The 18,951-nt window shown below is 62.8% G+C and carries 15 protein-coding genes, 1 tRNA gene and 3 pseudogenes; 13 read left to right on the top strand and 6 right to left on the bottom strand.

Annotated elements, in window-relative coordinates:
- Positions 1–154: 154 nt before the first annotated feature.
- From C7450_RS01595 to C7450_RS01555, 9 genes are all read left to right on the top strand, one after another.
- Positions 155–1,183, top strand: a complete 1,029-nt coding sequence (locus tag C7450_RS01595) for a bile acid:sodium symporter family protein (protein WP_425351127.1) — start codon at positions 155–157, stop codon at positions 1,181–1,183.
- A gap of 217 nt (positions 1,184–1,400) precedes the next feature.
- A complete protein-coding gene (gene rpmH, locus C7450_RS01590; RefSeq protein WP_099056420.1) occupies positions 1,401–1,535 on the top strand; it encodes a 50S ribosomal protein L34 in 135 nt (44 codons plus the stop codon).
- 16 nt (positions 1,536–1,551) lie between these two features.
- Positions 1,552–2,109 (top strand): ribonuclease P protein component, encoded by a 558-nt coding sequence (rnpA, locus tag C7450_RS01585; RefSeq protein WP_170147001.1) that lies wholly within the window; start codon positions 1,552–1,554, stop codon positions 2,107–2,109.
- Positions 2,106–3,956: a membrane protein insertase YidC gene (yidC, locus tag C7450_RS01580; protein WP_110372627.1), complete on the top strand. Its 1,851-nt coding sequence runs from the start codon at positions 2,106–2,108 to the stop codon at positions 3,954–3,956. The genes rnpA and yidC overlap by 4 nt, the downstream gene beginning before the upstream one ends.
- A gap of 224 nt (positions 3,957–4,180) precedes the next feature.
- Positions 4,181–4,849: a ribosome biogenesis GTP-binding protein YihA/YsxC gene (gene yihA / locus C7450_RS01575; RefSeq protein ID WP_110373204.1), complete on the top strand. Its 669-nt coding sequence runs from the start codon at positions 4,181–4,183 to the stop codon at positions 4,847–4,849.
- Positions 4,842–6,275 carry an FAD-dependent oxidoreductase gene (locus C7450_RS01570; protein ID WP_110372626.1) on the top strand — a complete coding sequence of 478 codons (1,434 nt, stop codon included), beginning with the start codon at positions 4,842–4,844 and terminating at the stop codon, positions 6,273–6,275. Before yihA ends, C7450_RS01570 begins: the two co-directional genes overlap by 8 nt.
- A 144-nt stretch (positions 6,276–6,419) precedes the next feature.
- On the top strand, positions 6,420–7,757 hold the full coding sequence (locus tag C7450_RS01565) for a sensor histidine kinase (RefSeq protein WP_410369482.1): 1,338 nt from the start codon (positions 6,420–6,422) through the stop codon (positions 7,755–7,757).
- 245 nt (positions 7,758–8,002) lie between these two features.
- A complete protein-coding gene (gene catB / locus C7450_RS01560; RefSeq protein ID WP_110372624.1) occupies positions 8,003–8,638 on the top strand; it encodes a type B chloramphenicol O-acetyltransferase in 636 nt (211 codons plus the stop codon).
- Between the two features lie 360 nt (positions 8,639–8,998).
- Positions 8,999–9,075: transfer RNA gene (locus tag C7450_RS01555), tRNA-Arg, on the top strand.
- Positions 9,076–9,181: 106 nt separating this feature from the next.
- Here C7450_RS01555 and C7450_RS01550 read toward each other — a convergent pair.
- From C7450_RS01550 to C7450_RS01530, 5 genes and pseudogenes are all read right to left on the bottom strand, one after another.
- Positions 9,182–9,442: pseudogene (locus C7450_RS01550) on the bottom strand (TrbI/VirB10 family protein); the annotation flags it as partial.
- 304 nt (positions 9,443–9,746) lie between these two features.
- Positions 9,747–10,949, bottom strand: coding sequence for a M20 aminoacylase family protein (locus tag C7450_RS01545; RefSeq protein ID WP_110372623.1), 1,203 nt, complete (start codon positions 10,947–10,949; stop codon positions 9,747–9,749).
- A gap of 84 nt (positions 10,950–11,033) precedes the next feature.
- Positions 11,034–12,647, bottom strand: coding sequence for an ABC transporter substrate-binding protein (locus C7450_RS01540; protein ID WP_110372622.1), 1,614 nt, complete (start codon positions 12,645–12,647; stop codon positions 11,034–11,036).
- Positions 12,648–12,868: 221 nt separating this feature from the next.
- Positions 12,869–13,081, bottom strand: a pseudogene (locus tag C7450_RS34410) (P-type conjugative transfer ATPase TrbB); the annotation flags it as partial.
- 181 nt (positions 13,082–13,262) lie between these two features.
- Positions 13,263–14,066: an AraC family transcriptional regulator gene (locus C7450_RS01530; RefSeq protein ID WP_281064258.1), complete on the bottom strand. Its 804-nt coding sequence runs from the start codon at positions 14,064–14,066 to the stop codon at positions 13,263–13,265.
- A 133-nt stretch (positions 14,067–14,199) separates the two neighbouring features.
- Between C7450_RS01530 and C7450_RS01525 the strand changes: the two genes are divergently transcribed.
- The 3 genes and pseudogenes from C7450_RS01525 to C7450_RS01515 all read left to right on the top strand — a co-directional run.
- On the top strand, positions 14,200–15,378 hold the full coding sequence (locus tag C7450_RS01525) for a trans-sulfuration enzyme family protein (RefSeq protein ID WP_110373203.1): 1,179 nt from the start codon (positions 14,200–14,202) through the stop codon (positions 15,376–15,378).
- 82 nt (positions 15,379–15,460) lie between these two features.
- The gene (locus C7450_RS01520) at positions 15,461–15,643 is read left to right on the top strand and encodes a tautomerase family protein (RefSeq protein WP_210206338.1); all 183 of its coding nucleotides are present in this window, start codon (positions 15,461–15,463) and stop codon (positions 15,641–15,643) included.
- Between the two features lie 252 nt (positions 15,644–15,895).
- Positions 15,896–16,201 (top strand): annotated as a pseudogene (locus C7450_RS01515) (FAA hydrolase family protein); the annotation flags it as partial.
- Between the two features lie 409 nt (positions 16,202–16,610).
- Here the strand turns inward: C7450_RS01515 and C7450_RS01510 are convergent.
- Positions 16,611–17,780 carry an ROK family transcriptional regulator gene (locus C7450_RS01510; RefSeq protein WP_110372619.1) on the bottom strand — a complete coding sequence of 390 codons (1,170 nt, stop codon included), beginning with the start codon at positions 17,778–17,780 and terminating at the stop codon, positions 16,611–16,613.
- A gap of 120 nt (positions 17,781–17,900) precedes the next feature.
- Between C7450_RS01510 and C7450_RS34270 the strand changes: the two genes are divergently transcribed.
- Positions 17,901–18,908 (top strand): extracellular solute-binding protein, encoded by a 1,008-nt coding sequence (locus C7450_RS34270; RefSeq protein ID WP_110372618.1) that lies wholly within the window; start codon positions 17,901–17,903, stop codon positions 18,906–18,908.
- The last annotated feature ends 43 nt before the right edge of the window (positions 18,909–18,951 follow it).

The following is an 18,951-nucleotide window of genomic DNA, read 5'->3' as shown; positions in this document are numbered from 1 at the left end:
TGAGGCTCCCGATCAAATGTCAAATTCAAAAGCTCCACTAAAACCATTAACTTGCGGGTGGTGCTCTCGACTCCGACATTTGCTCCAAGGCCCGTATGAGACGGATGCAAATGTCGGAGGCGAACCACCACCCCGTGATCATCGACAAAGGCCCGTGATCGTGCGTTTTCGTTTCCGGCCCGACACCTTCATCATCATCCTGCTGACGGTCGTCCTGCTCGCGTCCCTCATTCCGGCACGCGGCGGGTTTGTCGCCTATCTCGGCTATCTCACCGATTTCGCGGTCGCCCTGCTGTTCTTCCTGCATGGCGCGCGGCTCTCCCGGGATGCGGTGGTGGCCGGCTTGCGGCACTGGCGGCTGCATCTCGTGATCATCGCAGTCACCTTCGTGGTGTTTCCGTTGATCGGGCTGGCGCTCGCGCCGTTGTCCCCGTCCCTGCTGACGCCGACGCTCTACTCCGGCATCCTGTTCCTGTGCGTGCTGCCGTCGACCGTGCAGTCGTCGATCGCCTTCACATCGATGGCGCGGGGCAATGTGCCTGCGGCCATCTGCGCGGCATCGGCCTCCAACATCCTAGGGATGGTCCTCACACCCGTCCTGGTTGGCGTGCTGCTGCATACCCAGGGCGGGGGCGTTTCCGGCAATGCGGTCATCGCCATTCTGCTGCAGCTCCTGGCGCCATTCGTCGCGGGCCAGCTCCTGCAGCCGCTCATCGGCGGCTTCGTGCGCCGGCACAACCGCGTCCTCGGCCTGACCGATCGCAGCTCGATCCTGCTGGTGGTCTACGGCGCCTTCAGCAAGGCGGTCGTCGCCGGGCTGTGGCAGACCTTCGATCTCACGACTCTCCTCGTCATGGCGCTCGTCGACATCGTGCTTCTGGGCGGCGTCATCCTGGTGACGACCTACGGCAGCCGCCTGCTCGGCTTCTCGAAGGAGGACGAGATCACCATTGTCTTCTGTGGGTCCAAGAAGAGCATGGTGAGCGGCATTCCGATGGCCAATGTCATTTTTCCCGCGCAAGCTGTTGGCGCGATCGTGCTGCCGCTGATGCTCTACCATCAGATCCAGCTGATGGTCTGCGCGGCCATGGCGCAGCGTTATGCCGCGCGTCGTCCGCCGGACGCCGGCACGCCCGCGGAGGGTGGCAACGCGGCCAAAAAGGAGGCCGCGACGTCCGTCTGACGCCGTTGACTTTCGAAGTGCCTTCCGCCATAAGCCGCTCAGGTCGACGGCGCTCTTCACGGGCGCCGATCGTCGTCTTGGTCGTCGTCTCGGCGTTCATCGTTCCGGGACGGCAGCCGACAGCAAGCCATCATCAAGGTCGTTACCGGCATGCCGGGGCGATGTCGGGCGCGGGGCTCACGAGCTGTCGCGCCCCTGCGGGACCGGAGACTGGGCCGTGAAAAGGACGTATCAACCGAGCAAGCTCGTGCGCAAGCGCCGGCATGGCTTTCGTGCACGCATCGCGACCAAGGGCGGCCGCAAGGTTATTGCTGCGCGTCGCGCGCGGGGCCGTAAGCGCCTGTCGGCCTGACACGGCACGGGCCGGCATGTGCGACGTCCCAGCGGTTCAGCGTGGACGGCGCTCTGCCGAATTGCCGCGCCTCACAAAGCGTTCCGAGTTTCTGGCTGCTCAGCGCGGCAAGCGGTTTCACACTGAGCGCATGAGCGTTCAGTGGATCGACCGCAAGCGCGGCAAATCGCTGGCCCGGCCTATTCCCGACGCCGATGCTCCCGAGCACGATGTCGTGAATGCGCCGGGTTTTGGTTGCTTGTCGCAGGCTGATGCCGGCCTTTCGGGGACGTCTGCGACGGCGAGGCCGGTTCCGGGGCCGCGCTTTGGCCTTACCGTGACGAAGAAGACCGGCAACGCCGTCGAGCGCAACCGCATCAGGCGCCGCCTGCGGGAGGTGCTGCGCGAGCTCAGGCCCGACTGGCCGGTCGCCGCGCTCGATGTCGTTGTCGTGGCCAGGCGCGGCGCTTTGTCCGCACCCTTTGATGCGCTTATGGTTGATCTCAAGCGGGCCATCGCCACATTCTCGTCAACGCGGAAGCGGGCAGAGCGGCCTTCCGCCCACAGTCCTGCCAACACAACGGATCGTTCATGATCGGCGATAACAAGAACCTGATCCTCGCCATAGTGCTATCGATCGTGGTGCTGACGGGCTGGAACTATTTCTTCGGTATGCCGAAGGTGGATCAGCAGCGGCAGGCGGCCACCCAGACGCAGCAGACCGGGACGCCCGGGCAGCCGTCGAGCACGGCACCGCAGCCTGGCGTTCCGGGCGACGCCGGGTCGGCGCAGACGGTGCCGGGACAGGCCGGAGGCGCCTCCGCGCCGGTCAGCCGCGAGGCGGCCCTTGCGCGCAGCCCGCGTGTCGTCATCGACACACCGAAAATTGCGGGCTCGATCGCCCTGCGCGGCGGGCGCATCGACGATGTGTCGCTGAAGGCCTATCACGAGACGGTCAACCCCAAGAGCCCCAACATCATCCTGCTGTCGCCATCGGGCAGCCCGCATCCCTATTACGCCGAGTTCGGCTGGGTCGGCAGCGGCGAAGGCGCACCCGCGTTGCCCAATGCGGAGACGCTGTGGACGGCTCCCGAGGGGGCGCGTCTCACGCCGCAGACGCCGATTACGCTGACCCATGACAATGGCCAGGGGACGACCTTCCGCCGCACCATCGCGGTCGATGACAATGCCATGTTCACGGTGACGGATAGCGTGGAGAACACGGGCACGACGCCCCTCACGCTTCACCCCTATGGGCTCATCTCACGCCACGGCCTGCCGCAGACGCAGAATTTCTACATCCTGCATGAAGGCCTCGTCGGCGTGCTCGGCGACAAGGGCCTGCAGGAGGTGAGCTATTCCAAGCTCGCCAAGGAGCCGGCCCTGCCGGGCGGCGGTACGGGCCTCCAGTTCCCCGACGTCACCGGCGGCTTCGCCGGCATCACCGACAAATATTGGGCCACCGCGCTCATTCCTGATCAAAGCCAAGCCTATACCGGGCGTTTCTCCGAGCGGCAGTTCAACAATCAGCCGAGCTACCAGGCCGACGTTCTCGCCGGGCCCCTGACGATCGCGCCCGGTGCCACGGCGCAGACCACCACGCATCTCTTCGCCGGCGCGAAGGAAGTGGCGGCCATCCGCGGCTACGAGACGTCGCTCGGCATCAAGGGTTTCGACCTGCTGATCGATTGGGGATGGTTCTACTTCATCACCAAGCCGATGTTCTGGCTGATCGACTTTTTCTACAAGCTCTTCGGCAATTTCGGCATCGCCATCATCACCGTGACGGTGCTGGTGAAGCTCGCCTTCTTCCCGCTGGCCAACAAGTCCTATGCCTCGATGGCCAAGATGAAGGCCGTCCAGCCCGAAATGGCCGCCATCCGCGAACGCTACGCTGATGACAAGATGAAGCAGCAGCAAGCCCTCATGGAGCTGTACAAGAAGGAGAAGATCAATCCGATCGCCGGCTGCTGGCCGATGCTGATCCAGATTCCGGTCTTCTTCTCGCTGTACAAGGTGCTCTTCATCACCATCGAGATGCGGCACGCGCCGTTCTTCGGCTGGATCAAGGACCTGTCGGCACCCGACCCGACAACGATCTTCAACCTGTTCGGCCTGATCCCCTGGGATCCGGGCACGGTGCCGGTGATCGGGCACTTCCTCCTGCTCGGCGCCTGGCCGATCATCATGGGCTTCACGATGTTCGTCCAGATGAAGATGAACCCGACGCCGCCCGACCCTGTTCAGCAGATGATGTTCTCGTGGATGCCGGTGATCTTCACCTTCATGCTGGCGTCGTTCCCCGCCGGTCTTGTCATCTACTGGTCGTGGAACAACCTGCTCTCAGTGCTCCAGCAGGGTTGGATCATGCGCAAGAACGGCGTGAAGATCGAACTATGGGATAATCTGCGCGGCATGTTCATGAAGAAGGCCAAGGCCTGATCATTGCGCCCCGCGCCCGGTGTCATGCGCCGGGCGCCCTGTCTCCGCTCGTTCTTCCATGCCGCCGGAGCGTTGAAGCACCGCCTTGCCGATCGGGACGATACCCTGCGCCGTATGGGACTTTGCATACGGCGGCAGGGTCATTCTGCCAAAAACGCACACCCTGATTACCCTATGCGACGGTGGCGCTTGCAGAATTCCGGCCAAAGCTGGATAAGATGCGCATGACCCTTGCGACATCCAGCACTGATGCCACCTTGCTCGAAACCGGGCGCAAGCTCTTTGCGGGACCCGCGGATTTCGTCTGGGCGGCTGCCGCGCGAGATAGCCTGCCCCCGCTCGGCGGGCTCGAAATTGCCTTCGCCGGCCGCTCGAACGTGGGCAAGTCAAGCCTCGTCAACGCCTTGACGGGGCGCAAGACTTTGGCGCGCACATCGCATACGCCCGGGCGCACCCAGCAGCTCAACTTCTTCACCATCGGCGCGGGGCCCGCCTTTACCCTGGTCGATATGCCAGGCTACGGTTATGCGGCGGCGGGCAAGGACAAGGTCGCAGCCTGGACACGCATGATTCGCAGCTATCTCAAGGGGCGTTCCACCCTGGGACGCGTCTATGTGCTGATCGATGCGCGGCACGGCATCAAGGATATCGACGCGGACGTGCTCAACATGCTCGATGTGGCGGCTGTATCCTATCAGATTGTCCTGACAAAGGCCGATGAGCTCACAGCCGCGGCACTCGCTGCCCGGCTGGAGGAAACGCAGGCGGCGATCGCGAAACGCCCCGCTGCATTTCCGGGCATCGTCCCCACCTCGAGCCGCAGCGGCACGGGCATCCCGCAGCTGCGGCAGGCCATCGCGGATCTCGTTGCCGAGCGGGGCGGTCATGGCTGAGATCCTGCGTCCCGACCTCTGCGTGGTCGGCGCCGGACCCGGGGGCTTTACCGCGGCAGCGACCGCTGCGCTGTTCGGCGCGCCGGTGGTGCTGGTGGCGAACCAGGCGATTGATGGCCCTTGGCGCAGCGCCGGCGCTGCGGCGTCGGCAGCCCTTTCCTATGCGGGCGCGCATGTGCGGGCCGCGCGCGATTCCGCTTTTCTGGGCATGGGCACCAGTACGGCACGGATCAACCATCCCCGCGTTCATGCCCATGTTCAGCGCGTGGTAGCGGCTTCCGTCGCTGAAGAATCGCCCTATCGCCTCGCCGCACTCGGCGTGCGCGTCCTGCAGGATGAGGCGCGTTTCATCGACCGTCGCAGCCTGCTCGTCGGTGAAACCACCGTCACGCCCCGGCGATTCCTGATCGCGACCGGTTCTGAGCCCGTCATCCCGGATATTCCGGGCCTCGCCGATATCGACGTGCTCACCGACGACAGCATCCTCGATACGACCCATCACCCTGAACGCCTCGTCATCATCGGCGCCGGCCGCACCGGCGTGACGTTGGCCCAGGCGCAGCGGCGCCTGGGAGCCGAGGTGACGCTGATCGATCGTGGGCCGGCGCTGCGCCGCGAGGATGCGGAGATTGCAGCTTTTGCCCTCGCAGCGTTGCGTCAGGAGGGCATCACCATCCATGAGCGTGCCACGATCAAGCGCGTGGAGGCGACCCGCGACGCAAAGCGTGTTGACGTCGAGACCGAGGCTGATGGCAGTATCGTTGTCGAGGCGAGCCACATTTGTGTCGCGGTCGGCCGCAAGCCCACGTTCGGGGGGCTGGACCTTCAGGCGGCCGGCGTCGCCACCGGCGGAGCGGGGATAGCGCTCGGTCGCGGCTCCGCGACCAGCAACCGCCGCATCTATGCGCTGGGCCTTGCCTCGGGCGAGGGGGCCGACAGTCATTTTGCCGCGCATCTCGCCAAGGATGAAGCGCGCCGCATCGTCCGCGGCATGCTCTTCCGCGCCGCCCCGGCAGCCCCGGTCGTTCCACGCCTGACGATGACGGATCCGGAGATCGCCACGGTCGGCCTCAGCGAAGCCGAGGCACGTGCCCGGCATGGCGACGTGCGGATCCTGCGTGCGCCGTTCGCGCAGAATGAACGTGCGGAGGCGGATCGCGCGGTGGCCGGTGAGATCAAGGTGGTGCTGACCAGGCGCGGCCGAATCCTCGGCTGCGCGATCGCCGGCGCGGCGGCGGGGGAACTCATCATCCCCTGGACACTGGCCATAGCGGAAGGGTTGACGATCGCACAGGTTTCACGGCTCGAGATGCCGACATTGACCTATTCCGCCGTTTCGCGCGATGCGGCCTTGAGCTTCTATGCACCGCAGACGCGCAGCCGATGGGTGAGAGGCATGGCACGTTTCCTGCGATTGTTCGGTTGACGGACCAAGCGGATGGAGGGCTCGCGATCCCAACTTCCGCCGGTCCTCGGGGATGAGGGCGCGTCGCGGCCTCAGCCGGGAGGCGCCGTTGTGCCTCTGTTCGGGCTCTCGGCGCGCCTCCTGATTCTCACCGGGCTCTTCGTCATGATCGCCGAAGTGCTGATCTACGGGCCTTCGATCGCAAGCTTCCGTGTCTCGTGGCTCAACGACCGCTTGTCGACCGCGCAGGTCGCGGGCCTCGTGCTGGAGGCGGCGCCGGAGGGAGGCATCAATCCGGCCTTCGAGCAGAAGCTGCTCGCGGGCGTCGGCGCGCAGGCCATTGCCGTGAAAGTGGGCGGCGCCCGCCACCTCGTCGCGCTGGCCGATACGCCGGCCGAGGTGGCCGAGACCATCGATCTGCGCGAGCCCGACTGGCCGACCCTCATTGTTGATGCCTTTCGCACCTTGCTGGGGACCGGCGACGAGCCGGTGCGCGTGATTGGCCCCGGTATGGGCGCCGCCGCCTTCGTGGAAATGATCATCGATCCGCGGCCGCTGCGATCAGCGATGCTGGATTTCTCCCGCCGGATTCTCGTTGTGTCTCTCATCATCTCGGCGATTACGGGCGGTTTGGTTTATTTGGCCCTGCACTGGCTGATTGTCCGTCCCGTGCGGCGCCTGTCCGCGAATGTCGCAGCCTTCGCCGCAGCGCCGGAGGACGCCAGCCGGATCATCGTGCCCTCGGAGCGGACCGACGAGATCGGCATCGCCGAGCGGGCGCTGGCCGAGATGGAGCACAGCCTCGCCGATGTCCTGCGCCAGAAGCGGCATCTGGCCGCGCTCGGACTGGCCGTCAGCAAGATCAATCATGATCTGCGCAACATGCTGACGGCGGCCCAGCTTTTGTCCGATCGTCTGGCGCAGGTCGCGGATCCGGCCACGGCGCGCTTTGCGCCACGGCTCGTGGCGACGCTCGGACGCGCCATCGATTTCTGCCAGGCGACGCTCGCCTATGGGGGGGCGGCCGAGCCCGTGCCCCAGCGTCGGCGAGTGCCGGTTGCATCCCTGGTATCGGACCTGCGTGATCTCCTCGATGTCGGCGATGATCTTCAGTTCGTCCAGGACGTCGCGCCGGACCTGGTGATCGATGCGGATCCCGAGCAGATGTCGCGCGTGCTGCTCAATCTGTGCCGCAATGCCCTCCAGGCCATGGAACAGGCCCCGCCCTCCGGCGAGCCGCGCCGCCTTGTGGTAGCGGCCCGGCGCGACAACGCGCACCCGGCTGCGGTCACCATCGATGTCATCGACAATGGCCCCGGTGTTGCCGACAAGGCCCGCGGAACGCTGTTCGAGGCGTTCCAGGGCACGACACGCGCGGGAGGCTCGGGTCTCGGCCTCGCCATCGCGGCCGAGCTCGTCCATCTCCATGGGGGAGACATCACGCTCGAACCCTCAGAGAAGGGCGCGCATTTCCGCATCGTTATCCCCGATCGCTCCGCCTGACCTCCGTCGAAACGAACTGCTGCGGGGTTGCCGCGCTGCGCGGAGCGCGGGTCTTGGACGACGGCCGCATCCCGGCTAGAAAAGCAGCATGAAGGCAGCACCCAGTACCATCTGCATCGCGCCCCTGCGGGACTGATACCTCAGACCCGCGCGAGGAGCCTGTGCGCGAGGCCTCCGAGGCTTCTCGCGACGTTGCCGCTTGGACGAAGGCGAGCGGCGAGCAAACTCATGCAGAAAGAACCGCGATGAACAACTATTTCGAAAGCCCGTTCAAGGGCGTGACGCTGGACAAGCAGGTCACGAACCCGAATATCATCGTTGGCCGCTACAGCTATTATTCCGGCTACTACCACGGTCACAGCTTCAACGATTGCGCCCGGTATCTCCTCCCTGACGACGGTGCCGACAAACTGGTGATCGGCAGCTTCTGCTCGATCGGGTCTGGCGCGGCCTTCATCATGGCGGGCAATCAAGGCCACCGAAACGACTGGATCAGCACCTTTCCCTTCTACTGGATGCCGGACGTGCCCGCCTTCGCGGGGGCGGAGAACGGATATCGGCCTGCAGGCGATACCGTGGTCGGAAACGACGTCTGGATAGGCTCCGAGGCTGTCATCATGGCCGGGGTTCGGATCGGCGACGGTGCGGTGATTGGCACGCGCGCGCTGGTGACGCGCGATGTGGAGCCCTATGCCATCGTGGGTGGGAACCCTGCCAGGACGATCCGCAAGCGCTTCGATGACCATCAGATCGCGCTGCTTCTGGACATGCAATGGTGGGACTGGCCCGATGATCGGCTGGCGGCGGCGATGCCGCTCCTGACCGATGGGGACGTCGAGGCGCTCCATCGCCACTGGCGGGCGTCCATCACAAGCGGCTGATCGCGGGGCCCTGGCCCGCGGGCGCCGAGGCAGATGGCGGCCAGAGCAAGTCCGTCTTTTGCGGACTTGCTCCGTTCGAAAATTGACGCGCAAATTCACCGACTTGGATGGTGTCGGACGATTCCCTTCAAGTCGGATTTGCGCTAGCGCCTTTTTCCACTGTGGCCGGCGCCCGCGTGGCAAAGGCGCGCTTTATCGCCTTTGCACCATGACGCTTTCAGGACGGGTCACAATGGGTTATCCCCAATTGGTCATTTTCTTGCGGACTTGGGGCTAAAGGGGCTTGCCAAGCGGGGCGGGAGGTTCTAATTCACCGACCTCACCTGATGACAGCAACATATTGCTTCATCGCAGTGATGCGCGCCGGTAGCTCAGCTGGATAGAGCACCAGACTACGAATCTGGGGGTCGGGAGTTCGAATCTTCCCCGGCGCGCCAATGACTTTAGTCATTCCCTCCCTTCCTGATTTGCTGTTTTTGGATCCACCGGGCAATCCAAGCCGGATTGGCTCTCGCTAAGCTGGCGCCTCTGCGGCCTTCTTCGCGGCCGCGGCGGACCGAGCTTCGGGATACCGGCATAATCTTTCGGCAGGCCGGCGAGGCCGTCGGGCGTCGTCCGGTTGTCTGTCGAATAGAGCTCCTCGGTGGTCTTGCCGCCGTGCCGGGTCTGGAGCGCGTAGATCAAGGTGCCGCCGATACCGGTGCCGGCAAGCACACCGAGGGCGATCAGCACCTTTCGCGACAGGCGCGTCACGCGTGGCGGTTCGGGCCGCAGCCGCATCGGCGCGACCGGCTCACCGGTCAGCGGGCGGGACTCCTGCTAGAGCATTTTCGCGTTTCTCCGAATCGCGAAAATGCTCCATGTCTTTGTTTTAGCGCATTTTCTTCACGCGAACCGGTGTCCACTTCGCTCGAAAATGCTCTAGGACGTCTCGGCGGGACGTGGTGCGGCAGGCGTCGCACCTTCCTCCGTTTCGGGATGTTCCTCGCTCACGATGCGGGCCTCCCGTCGGTGCGCGAGATACGCACGCGCTTCTGATCTTTCGCCGCGCCACGCTCCGGACCAGCCCACAGGCAGCCAAGACGGCCGGACCCGCGCCCCCCGGATCTCAGCCCGCGGCCAGCCGGCTTTCGACCAGGCGTGACAGGACCGAAGCCCCGATGGGCAGCAAGCCATCGTCCAGGATGAAGCCCGGATTGTGCAGTGGAACCATGCCGTTGTGACCGATCGAGAAGAATGCGCCGGGGGCATGTTTCAGGAAATCCGCGAAATCCTCGCTGCCCAGGATCCGGGCCTTTTCAACCACGACCTTGCTGTCGCCCAGAACCTGCCGCGCCACCACCGCTACGTGGTTCACGCTGTCCGGGTCATTGGTCAGTACCGAAAAGACATCTCGGATCTCGACCTCGGCTACAGCCCCATGCGCCGCTGCGACATGGTGCGAAATGGCCCGGATCCGCTCGCGGACGACCTCGCGAATCGGGTCCGAAAAGGCTCGCACCGTGCCCGCGATCGAGACCGTCTCGGGGATCACGTTGTACGCCGTCCCGCCATGCACCCTGGTAATCGACAGCACGACGGGGTCGGTGGCCCTGACATTGCGGCTGACGATGGTCTGCAGCGCCTGGATCAGTTCGGCCACCGCCGGAATCGGATCATGCGCGGTATCCGGATGCGCCGCATGGGCGCCCTTGCCCCTGAGCGTGATGTCGAAGAAGTCAGCCGCCGCCATCGACACGCCGGGCGATACGCGCAGATGGCCGGGCGGTAGGTAGGTGCCGGGCGCATTGTGCAGGCCGTAGATCTCATCGACTGGGAAATCCCGAAACAGCCCGTCGGCGAGCATCGCGCGCGCGCCGCCCAGCCCCTCTTCGGCGGGCTGGAAGATGAACTGCACTGTTCCGGCAAAATCGCGCGTCTCGGCCAGGTAGCGCGCGACCCCCAGAAGGATCGCGGTATGGGCATCATGACCGCAGCCGTGAAAGACCCCGTGATGAACCGAAGCATAGGGAAGGCCGGTCGCTTCGACGATCGGCAGGGCGTCCATGTCGGCACGCAGCCCCACCACGCGGTTGCCCTCGTGCCGTCCCTTCAGGCGTCCGACAACCCCGGTCTTGCCGTAGCCCCGGTACACCTCGATGCCCCACTCGGCCAATTTCTGCGCCACGATTTCCGAGGTGCGGACTTCCTCAAACCCGATCTCGGGATGTTGGTGAAGATCGTGCCGGAGGGCCACGATCTCGTCGGCGAAGCCGGCGATGCGGGGAATGATCCCGGTGCCGGCGGCGGTGGCGGTCTGGTCTGCGGTCATGACGTCCGATCTTGTCTCGGTTTGAAGGAGAGCGCGCCGGGTTCCCCGGGCGCGGCGGGTTCCGGGGTCAGGGCTCGTCCACGGTCAGCGCGCCAGCCACACATGCGCGCCGCGGCTGCCGAATCCGTCGACGGTCAGCGTGTGGTCGCGTACGCGGGTGTTGTAGACCGTGAAAGCGTCGGGTGCGACGAGATGCAACGCCGGCAGATCGGCGACCACCTGCCGCTGGAACGCATCGTAGAGGGTGCGCCGCCGGACGGTGTTGGTCTCGATGGCGGCCGCTTCCAGCAGGCGGTCGGTCTCGGCGCTGCGATAATGCGCGGCATTCACGAAGGGCACGCCCGGCTCGATGCTGCGCGACCAGAACAGCCCCTGGATCCCGGCGACCGGATCATAGAGATTGCTCAGCCCCTGCAAGGCGATGTCGAAATCGCGCGCGGTATAGATCCGCCGGACATAGGTGGCGAAGTCCTGCCCTCGGATGGTCACCCGGATGCCGATCTTGCCCAGGGCCTGCGCGATATAGTCAGCCGTTTGGCGAATTGGCCCCGTAGGCTGCACCGGGTCGAGGAAGACCTCGAACCGCACCCCGTCGGCGCCGCGCCTGAGGCCGGCCTCGTCGAGGAGGGCCTCGGCGCGGGCGGGGTCGACGGCGTAGCGCGGCAGGTTCGGGTCGTAGAAGGCAGCCAGACCGGGGCTGACCGGCCCGTAGAGCGGCGTGGCCTGACCCTGATAGGCGGTACTGGCGATGGTTTCGACATCAATCGCATGGGCAATGGCCTGGCGCACACGAAGGTCGGACAGATGCGGATGGTCGAGGTTAAATTCCAGCCTGACGATCGTATTGTTGTAGCCAAACCCGCGCGTCTCGATGCCGAGCTGCGGATTCCGGCGCAAGCGGTCGAGTTCGCTCAGCGGCACGCCCGTCGGGGTCAGGTGAACCTCGCCGGTCTCGATGCCTGCGACCTGCGTCAGAGGGTCGAAGACGAAGCGATAGACGATCCCGTCCAGATAGGGGCGCGGCTGGTCCCAGTAGTCGTCATTGCGCTCCAGGATGATGTGGCTGCCACGCACCCATTCGACAAAGCGGAAGGGGCCCGTGCCGATGGGGGCATTGTTCGCCGGGTTGGCCGCGATATCGGTCCCGGCATAGATATGGGCCGGCGCGATAGGCACGCCCGAGCCCGCAAAGGCCACCAGCAGATAGGGCGCAGGTTCGGATAGCAGGATCTCGACCTCGTGCGATCCCAGGGCGTTGACCGCGGTCACGTTGCGGAACACGCGACGGCCGCGCGGGTGGACATCACGCTGCAGCAGGATCGAAAAGACCACGTCCTTGGCGTCGAAGGGCTTGCCGTCATGCCAGCGCACACCCTCGCGCAGACGGAACCAGTAGCGCAGGCCATCCTCGCTGACGGCCCATTCGGTCGCTAGTTCCGGCTGGGGATTGTAGTCGAAGTCATAGCTCAGCAATCCTTCGAGGATCTTCGAGCTGATGAAATAAGCAAACGGCGTCGTGTTGTTCACCGCCGCGATCGACCCGGCCTCGGTCGAAAGCGAGACCGTCAGGATACCGCCACGCACCGGCGTGTCCTGGGCCGACAGCGGGACAGGAAGGGTGGAAAGCCCGAGGGCAGCCAGGGCGCCGACCATTGCCCGTCGCGTAAGGGGCAGGCCGTCGGGAGGGAAGGAAGACATCGCGTCGATCCGTTTGGAGTGTTGGGAGATACTAAATTACACATAATCTATAGAAAATATCAAGATATAGATCTTGGCCATCGAAGTCGCTCGATCTCCTCTCTGCGGGATGCCCAGCGCGATATGGATATCGCGTCAGGCCATCGCCCCATCCGGCATCGAGGCCTGTCCGCGCGACCCGACCTGGACACAGTCAATCTGCTGTCGCTAATCCCGTGCCCGAGGATGCGCTCGCCATCAGCCGGCGACAGATGCTCGCCGGTATCCGACAGCCCTTCGGAAAGCCGATCGATCCAGATGCGCCCATCCGGATTCAGCATCACCTCGACGATGGAGGCGTCTTCCAGAAGCCGCGTAATGGCCGGACCGAGAGCGGTGCGCAGCATCCGTGCGCCGCGTGCAAGCCCTTCAGAATTGTGGCGTGAAGCTTTCATGTCGTCCCGCGTTCACCGGGGATCAACTGGCCTTCCCCTTGCGAAGTCGATTGAAAGAGCCTGATTTAGGGCGGATTCAACAAGGTTTTAGCGGCGTAGTACCGTAGCGTGCAAATACAGGAATTCGGCGGCTTGGCTTTCAATTTGGTGTGGAGAAATTTCGGAGAGGTGTTGGCGACGACTATGCGCCAATCCCTTGCAGATTTCGCCGATAGGCTGCTGGAGGCGTGCCGACGATTTCTCTGAAACGCTTCGTGAAGTGGCTCTGATCTGCGAATCCTGCAGCGAGCGCCACTTCGGCAACAGGTAGTCCCTGCCGCAAAAGCCTCTTGCCAAGTTCGACCCGAAACTGGGTTTGCAGAGCGTGCATCGGAATCCCGGTATGTCGCCGGAATTCGCGCATGAGATGGTAAGGACTGATCTCCAAGGCAATGGAAATATCGGATATGGACAGTTCCTCTCGATAATGCGCCTCAATCAGGGCGTAAGCGTCGCGAACGTGGTTCGGCGCCTCTGCGGCCCCTCGATCAGCGGGGCGCCAATCGGAACCATAGCGTCCGACGAGAAGTTTGAGCGCTTCAAGCAGCAACTGGTCTCGTTCCAACTTGGAACCGCACTGTACAATGGACAAATGCATGGCGCCCAGGGCGTTGAACAATTGCCCGTCGTCAATAATCCCCGAATGAAATCCCGGCGGGGCGTCGAGGTTGTTGGAACCAGACAGGTTGGCCAGAAGATTCAATGGAATGTAGAGAGCCCGATATTTCAACTCGTTACCTTCGGCGCGACTTCCCGTATGAAGATCGCCCGCATTGACCACCGAAATCGCACCGGGGTTCGCGACGAACTGCTTCCGTTCGCGCATGAACGACTTGCTGCCGGCATCGATCAGCCCGATCATTAGTCCGTCATGGGTGTGAGGGCGAAAGCAATGGTTGCGAAACCGGGCAGCGGCCGCCTGAAGCCCGTCATATGACGGGTCCATCCAGAAGGTAACGCGGTCGGTTTGGGCCGGCGACAATCGCTCATCGAGCCGATCAGCAGGATCAGACAAGACGACAGTGGTACCGGCGTCATAAGGCTCGGCTATGTTTCTGCCTGACGGGGAACCGCTCTTCATGACTTACGACTTAGATCCATCCACCTTCCTGGCGCAAATCCAAGTTCAAATGCCAACCTATTCGAACCCGATCGCGCCGCCCATCTTCCAGACGTCGACTTTCGCCGCAGAGGATGCGCAGTCCTTCGCGAACATGGCCACCGAACCTTTACATGCCGGATTTTATACGCGTTATGGCAATCCGACCACCCGTGCGTTTGAAGATGCCGTGACGGCGCTAGAAGGTGGCGGAGCTGGGCTCGCGACCGCCTCGGGAATGGCCGCCGTTGTCGCGACGCTTCTGACTTTCGTGGCGAGCGGCGAGCATGTCGTTGCCCAGCGGGTCCTCTATGGCGGAACAACGGGTTTTTTGAAGAACGTCGCTCCGCGCCTTGGGATAGAGGTGTCCTTCGTCGATCAGATCGACACGGCCGCGTTTCTCGATGCGGTCAGACCCATGACACGACTGATCATTCTCGAAAGCCCGTCCAACCCGATGATGCGGCTGACCGATCTCGCCGCGATCGCCGACTTCGCCAACCGCGCCGGGATCGCGACATTTGTCGACAACACGATTGCTTCGCCGCTCAACCAACGCCCGATCAGCATGGGCGTCGATCTCGTCATGCATAGCGCGACGAAATATCTGGCCGGACACAGCGACGTCTCGGCGGGAATCGTTGTCGGCTCCAAGGAGAAAATCTCCGCAATATGGGAAAAGGCCTATATCCTCGGCGCAACGCTCGATCCGTTCGCGGCATGGCTGGCGCTGCGGGGCCTTCGCACCTTGCCGATGCGCATCGCGCGTCACAACGATACAGCCATGCGAGTGGCTACCTTTCTTGCCCAGCACTCTCAGGTCGAAGCGGTGCACTATCCGGGCTTGCCGAGCCACGCCCAACACGATCTCGCGCGCCGGCAGATGACGGGTTTCGGCGGGGTCCTGAGCTTTGAGGTGAAAGGCGGCGCGGTTGAAGCCGAAAAGGTCGTGTCCAACCTTCATCTGGCGCACCGTTCCGCGAGTTTTGGGTCGTTTTCGACATTGGTCGTTCATCCGGCCGCGATGTGGGCCGGCATGATGAGCGCAGAACAGCTTCGGGATGCAGATCTCCCCGCCAATCTCATCCGGCTCGGCGTCGGTTTTGAAGCTCCCGAGGCTTTGATCGCCGATCTCGATGGCGCGTTGGCCAGCCTGTAGCTGCGGCCATCATACGTTCGATCACAAAAGCAAACCAACGAAAGGACCTCATTTGCCATTGATCATCTACGAAGCGGGACAGATGAAGCCGGACGTCAAAGCCGAACTCATGCGGCGCCTGACCGACGTCGCCGTCGAAGTTACAGGCATTTCCAAAGCGCTGTTCTTCGTGTCCGTTCATGAATTGCCTGACAGCGACATAGCCGTCGGCGGCGTTACGGTCACCGAACTTAAGGCGCAGCTTGCCGCGGAGCGAGGCGGATAACAGGCGGGATCCCATTCGGATCAGGCCAAAGCAAGCTGCTTCAGTCGTGGTCGTTGTGCCCCGAATGCATCACATTGGCCGCCTCGAAATCCTCGCTGATCTTCTGCCGGAGCTTAAGTGGGGCGTATGGAACGCCCGATTTGCCGCGTCAGGTCCGGAAGCCTGTCGCTCGATAAGCGGGGCTTGCTGGTCCGTGATTACGGCTCAGTGGAAGCTGATTCTCCTCGGAACCTATCCGGTCGAGGAGATCTGGCGGCCACTGGGATCGTGATCGGGGGGAGACCGACACGACCAGATCAGCTCGATCTCCGTTGGGCGGGAGCAATCGTGACGCGGAACGCTCAGGTCGAGGAGACAGGGCTCGGAGCTGGGGTTCTCAATCACCCGGCCCAAGGCGTCGCATGGCTGGCACGTCGACTGGCTCGGTACGGCGGGCAGATAGAAGCGGGGCAGGTTGTACTCTCGGGCTCCTTCATACGGCCGATAGAGACCAAACACGGCGATACAATAGGCGCCGATTTCGGGCCGCTCGGGTCGATCTCCGTACACTTCGAGTAGCATCCCGCTTCAAAACGAGCTGGGCTGCGCTTGCTAAGCGTTCCGTCGAGTTTACTTTTCGGCATGCTCGATCGAGCGGCTAAACAATAATCGCCCCATCTTGCCCCCTTTTTCTCATGTGAAATTTCTTTGATTGGCAGGGGGATGTGGCTTAGGAGTATAGACAGAGCGAAGAATAAAATTTGAGGGGCATGCAATGCGAAGCTCTCTGGCGGCGCAATAAAGAGCCTGCGACGAGTGCGCGACGGTTCTATAGAGAGCGCCAGCTAGGCTAAGCGTCTCCAACATATCCAACGCCAAGGCGGTATTCTGGATTAAAAACCGCAATCTAATGACCATGCAAGGTGGTCGGCGGACGTCTCTTACATAGATTTATTTAAGGCCTGCATGCGAGATAACGTGACCTGTGTCATCGGCGCAGGCTATTTGTATTGCCCCGCCAACCGTTCCTGTAGTTGCTGAACGTATCATTCACCGCGCCCGCGAAATAGTTTGCAAAGAGCGGCAGGCTTGCGGCCCCGACCGAGCCGGAGCACTGCCCGAGCTTACTGGGAACAAGGCCGACAGTTTTCAGCCCCCGCGACGGGCCAGGGTTCTTACCGATAAATTCTCCCGCGCGATCGGAGAGTCCTTCATTGATCCACCGAGGCAGGCGTCCACCGATCAGGATCATCGTTGGGTCGAACAAGCCCGATATGATCTGCGCGGTACGACCGAGTTGTTCGCCGGCCCGATTGATCCAGGCATTGATAAATGGCCGCGCCTCACCACCATTGAGGTCGTCGTCGGTTAGTTCGATATCGGGAAGGCCTTGCTCGGCAAGATGATCGAGCAAATCCTGGCCGGACGGACGGGCGGCACCGATCGGATAAATGGCCCCGGGCAGGCAGGCATTGCCATTCGCGCCCTTGAACAGACGTCCTTCGACAATTCCGCCCCCGCCAACGCCGTGCCCGACATGAATCAAGAACACATGGTTCGTCCCGCGCCCGGCACCGAACATATATTCGCCGAGCACAGCGCAGGCACCATCATTCTCAAAAAAGACCGGTGCATCAAACAGCGCGACGAGATCATCCGCAAAGCTCAGCCCCTCGATTTGCGGAAACAGTTCGTGGGCGCGAAAATCTCGCGAATTGCGCCCGAAATTGCCCGGCACGGACACCCCGAAGCCGACGAGATCGGCCCGTGTCCGCGCATTTTCATCCAGCAATTTTGCCAATCCGCGTCTCGTCGCCGCGACAATCTGCTTGGCGTGGGGTTCCGTGATCGGGGAATTTTCAACGCCGACCACGTGCCCGGCCAAATCGATAAGTGCAAGTTGAACCTGCTTACGCGAAAAGTTAACGCCGGCACTCAATCGTCTGCCGGCAACAATAGAGAGGTTGCGGCGCGGTTGGCCTTGCTGGCCGCTCTTTTCGGAACTTTCATCGATAAGCCCCTCGTCCATCAGCCGCGAGACAATTCGCGTAATGGATGCGCCTGTGAGTCCCAGTGTCTGCGCCATCTCAACGCGAGATACCACAGTTCCAAGGAACACCAGTTCGAGCACCTGCCGTTCGTTGAATGAGAGATGCATGCCTGCCTCCGAATTCCGGAAAGACTAGGGCTGATAATTAAATTACGCAATGTAATAAATGTGTCATCGACACACGCTATTTTCTGGGTCAGAAACCAAGCCTAGGAAGGAGTTCTCCCAATGTCGGTGAAATCGGTGCTCGCCACTCTCATGCTCGTGGCCATCCCATTTGTCGTGAATGCCAAGCCCCTCACCATTTATTCCCCGCAAGGCGGGGACGAACGCGGCACATTCATCGCCCAGAAGGCCAAGGAAGCTGGACTGGACGTGCAGTTCCTGGGCGGCGGCGGCGGTGAACTCTTCGATCGTCTCGTCGCAGAGAAGAGCAATCCGCAGGCCGACCTCGTGCTCGGGCTGACCCAGCCGTCCATGTACGCCTTGAAGGCACAAGGCATGTTTGCAACATTCGTCCCGACATGGGCGGCAGCGCTCGGCCCGGATTTCAAGGATGCCGACGGTGATTTCCACATGTTCTGGCAAACGCCAATCGTCCTTGCTTACAAGACCGATGGCATGACGGGCATACAGGTTCCCAAATCTTGGCTGGATCTCGCCAAGCCTGAGTACAAGGACAAATTTACTGTCGGCGCAATCAATGGGCAGACCACACGGATGATCCTCGCCGGGCTTCTGTGGCGTTTCACCGATCCGAAGACAGGCGAGATCTCAAAGGAAGGCTGGGATTTACTGAAGGCGGTCTACGCCAATTCCCGCGTTCTTCCTGAAGGGACGGATTATTGGAAGACGGTCGCCAGCGGCCAGATGCCGGTGATCCTGTCGTGGTACGGCGGCGTCGTGAACAATGCGGCCAAGAACAAAATCCCCATCAGCTTCGTCGATACCGAGGGCGGTACGCCGATAGTTGCGGAATCCGTCGGCATCATCAAGGGCACCCACGAACTGGAGCAGGCCAAGAAATTCGTCGAATGGTTCGGCACGCCGGCCTTTATGGCGGAGTATGCTGTCAGGTTCAATCAGGCTCCGGCGCATCCAGAAGCGCTGGCCAAAGCGCCCGAAGCGATCCGCGCCGGTGTTTCCCAGTTTCATCCGCAGCCCATCGACTGGGCGGTCGCGGCCAGCAAGCTGAACGGCTGGCTGGAAAACATCCAGCTCAACATCATGCCGTGAAGATTGAGACTGTGGGGCGCGCTTTCCGCCCCGCAGTCTGCCC

Source organism: Chelatococcus asaccharovorans, from assembly GCF_003201475.1.
In the GTDB taxonomy this organism is placed as follows: Bacteria; Pseudomonadota; Alphaproteobacteria; order Rhizobiales; family Beijerinckiaceae; genus Chelatococcus; species Chelatococcus asaccharovorans.
The sequence above is the reverse complement of the archived record's forward strand: the minus strand, read 5'-3'. Positions and strand labels throughout refer to the sequence as shown.

What these genes read in the sequence shown, in the direction of transcription:
- rnpA (WP_170147001.1), top strand. Translation starts at nt 1,552, where the DNA reads ATGTGCGACGTCCCAGCGGTTCAGCGTGGACGGCGCTCTGCCGAATTG.
- yidC (WP_110372627.1), top strand. Translation starts at nt 2,106, where the DNA reads ATGATCGGCGATAACAAGAACCTGATCCTCGCCATAGTGCTATCGATC.
- yihA (WP_110373204.1), top strand. Translation starts at nt 4,181, where the DNA reads ATGACCCTTGCGACATCCAGCACTGATGCCACCTTGCTCGAAACCGGG.
- C7450_RS01570 (WP_110372626.1), top strand. Translation starts at nt 4,842, where the DNA reads ATGGCTGAGATCCTGCGTCCCGACCTCTGCGTGGTCGGCGCCGGACCC.
- C7450_RS01565 (WP_410369482.1), top strand. Translation starts at nt 6,420, where the DNA reads ATGATCGCCGAAGTGCTGATCTACGGGCCTTCGATCGCAAGCTTCCGT.
- catB (WP_110372624.1), top strand. Translation starts at nt 8,003, where the DNA reads ATGAACAACTATTTCGAAAGCCCGTTCAAGGGCGTGACGCTGGACAAG.
- C7450_RS01545 (WP_110372623.1), bottom strand. Translation starts at nt 10,949, where the DNA reads ATGACCGCAGACCAGACCGCCACCGCCGCCGGCACCGGGATCATTCCC.
- C7450_RS01540 (WP_110372622.1), bottom strand. Translation starts at nt 12,647, where the DNA reads ATGTCTTCCTTCCCTCCCGACGGCCTGCCCCTTACGCGACGGGCAATG.
- C7450_RS01530 (WP_281064258.1), bottom strand. Translation starts at nt 14,066, where the DNA reads ATGGACCCGTCATATGACGGGCTTCAGGCGGCCGCTGCCCGGTTTCGC.
- C7450_RS01525 (WP_110373203.1), top strand. Translation starts at nt 14,200, where the DNA reads ATGACTTACGACTTAGATCCATCCACCTTCCTGGCGCAAATCCAAGTT.
- C7450_RS01520 (WP_210206338.1), top strand. Translation starts at nt 15,461, where the DNA reads ATGAAGCCGGACGTCAAAGCCGAACTCATGCGGCGCCTGACCGACGTC.
- C7450_RS01510 (WP_110372619.1), bottom strand. Translation starts at nt 17,780, where the DNA reads ATGCATCTCTCATTCAACGAACGGCAGGTGCTCGAACTGGTGTTCCTT.
- C7450_RS34270 (WP_110372618.1), top strand. Translation starts at nt 17,901, where the DNA reads ATGTCGGTGAAATCGGTGCTCGCCACTCTCATGCTCGTGGCCATCCCA.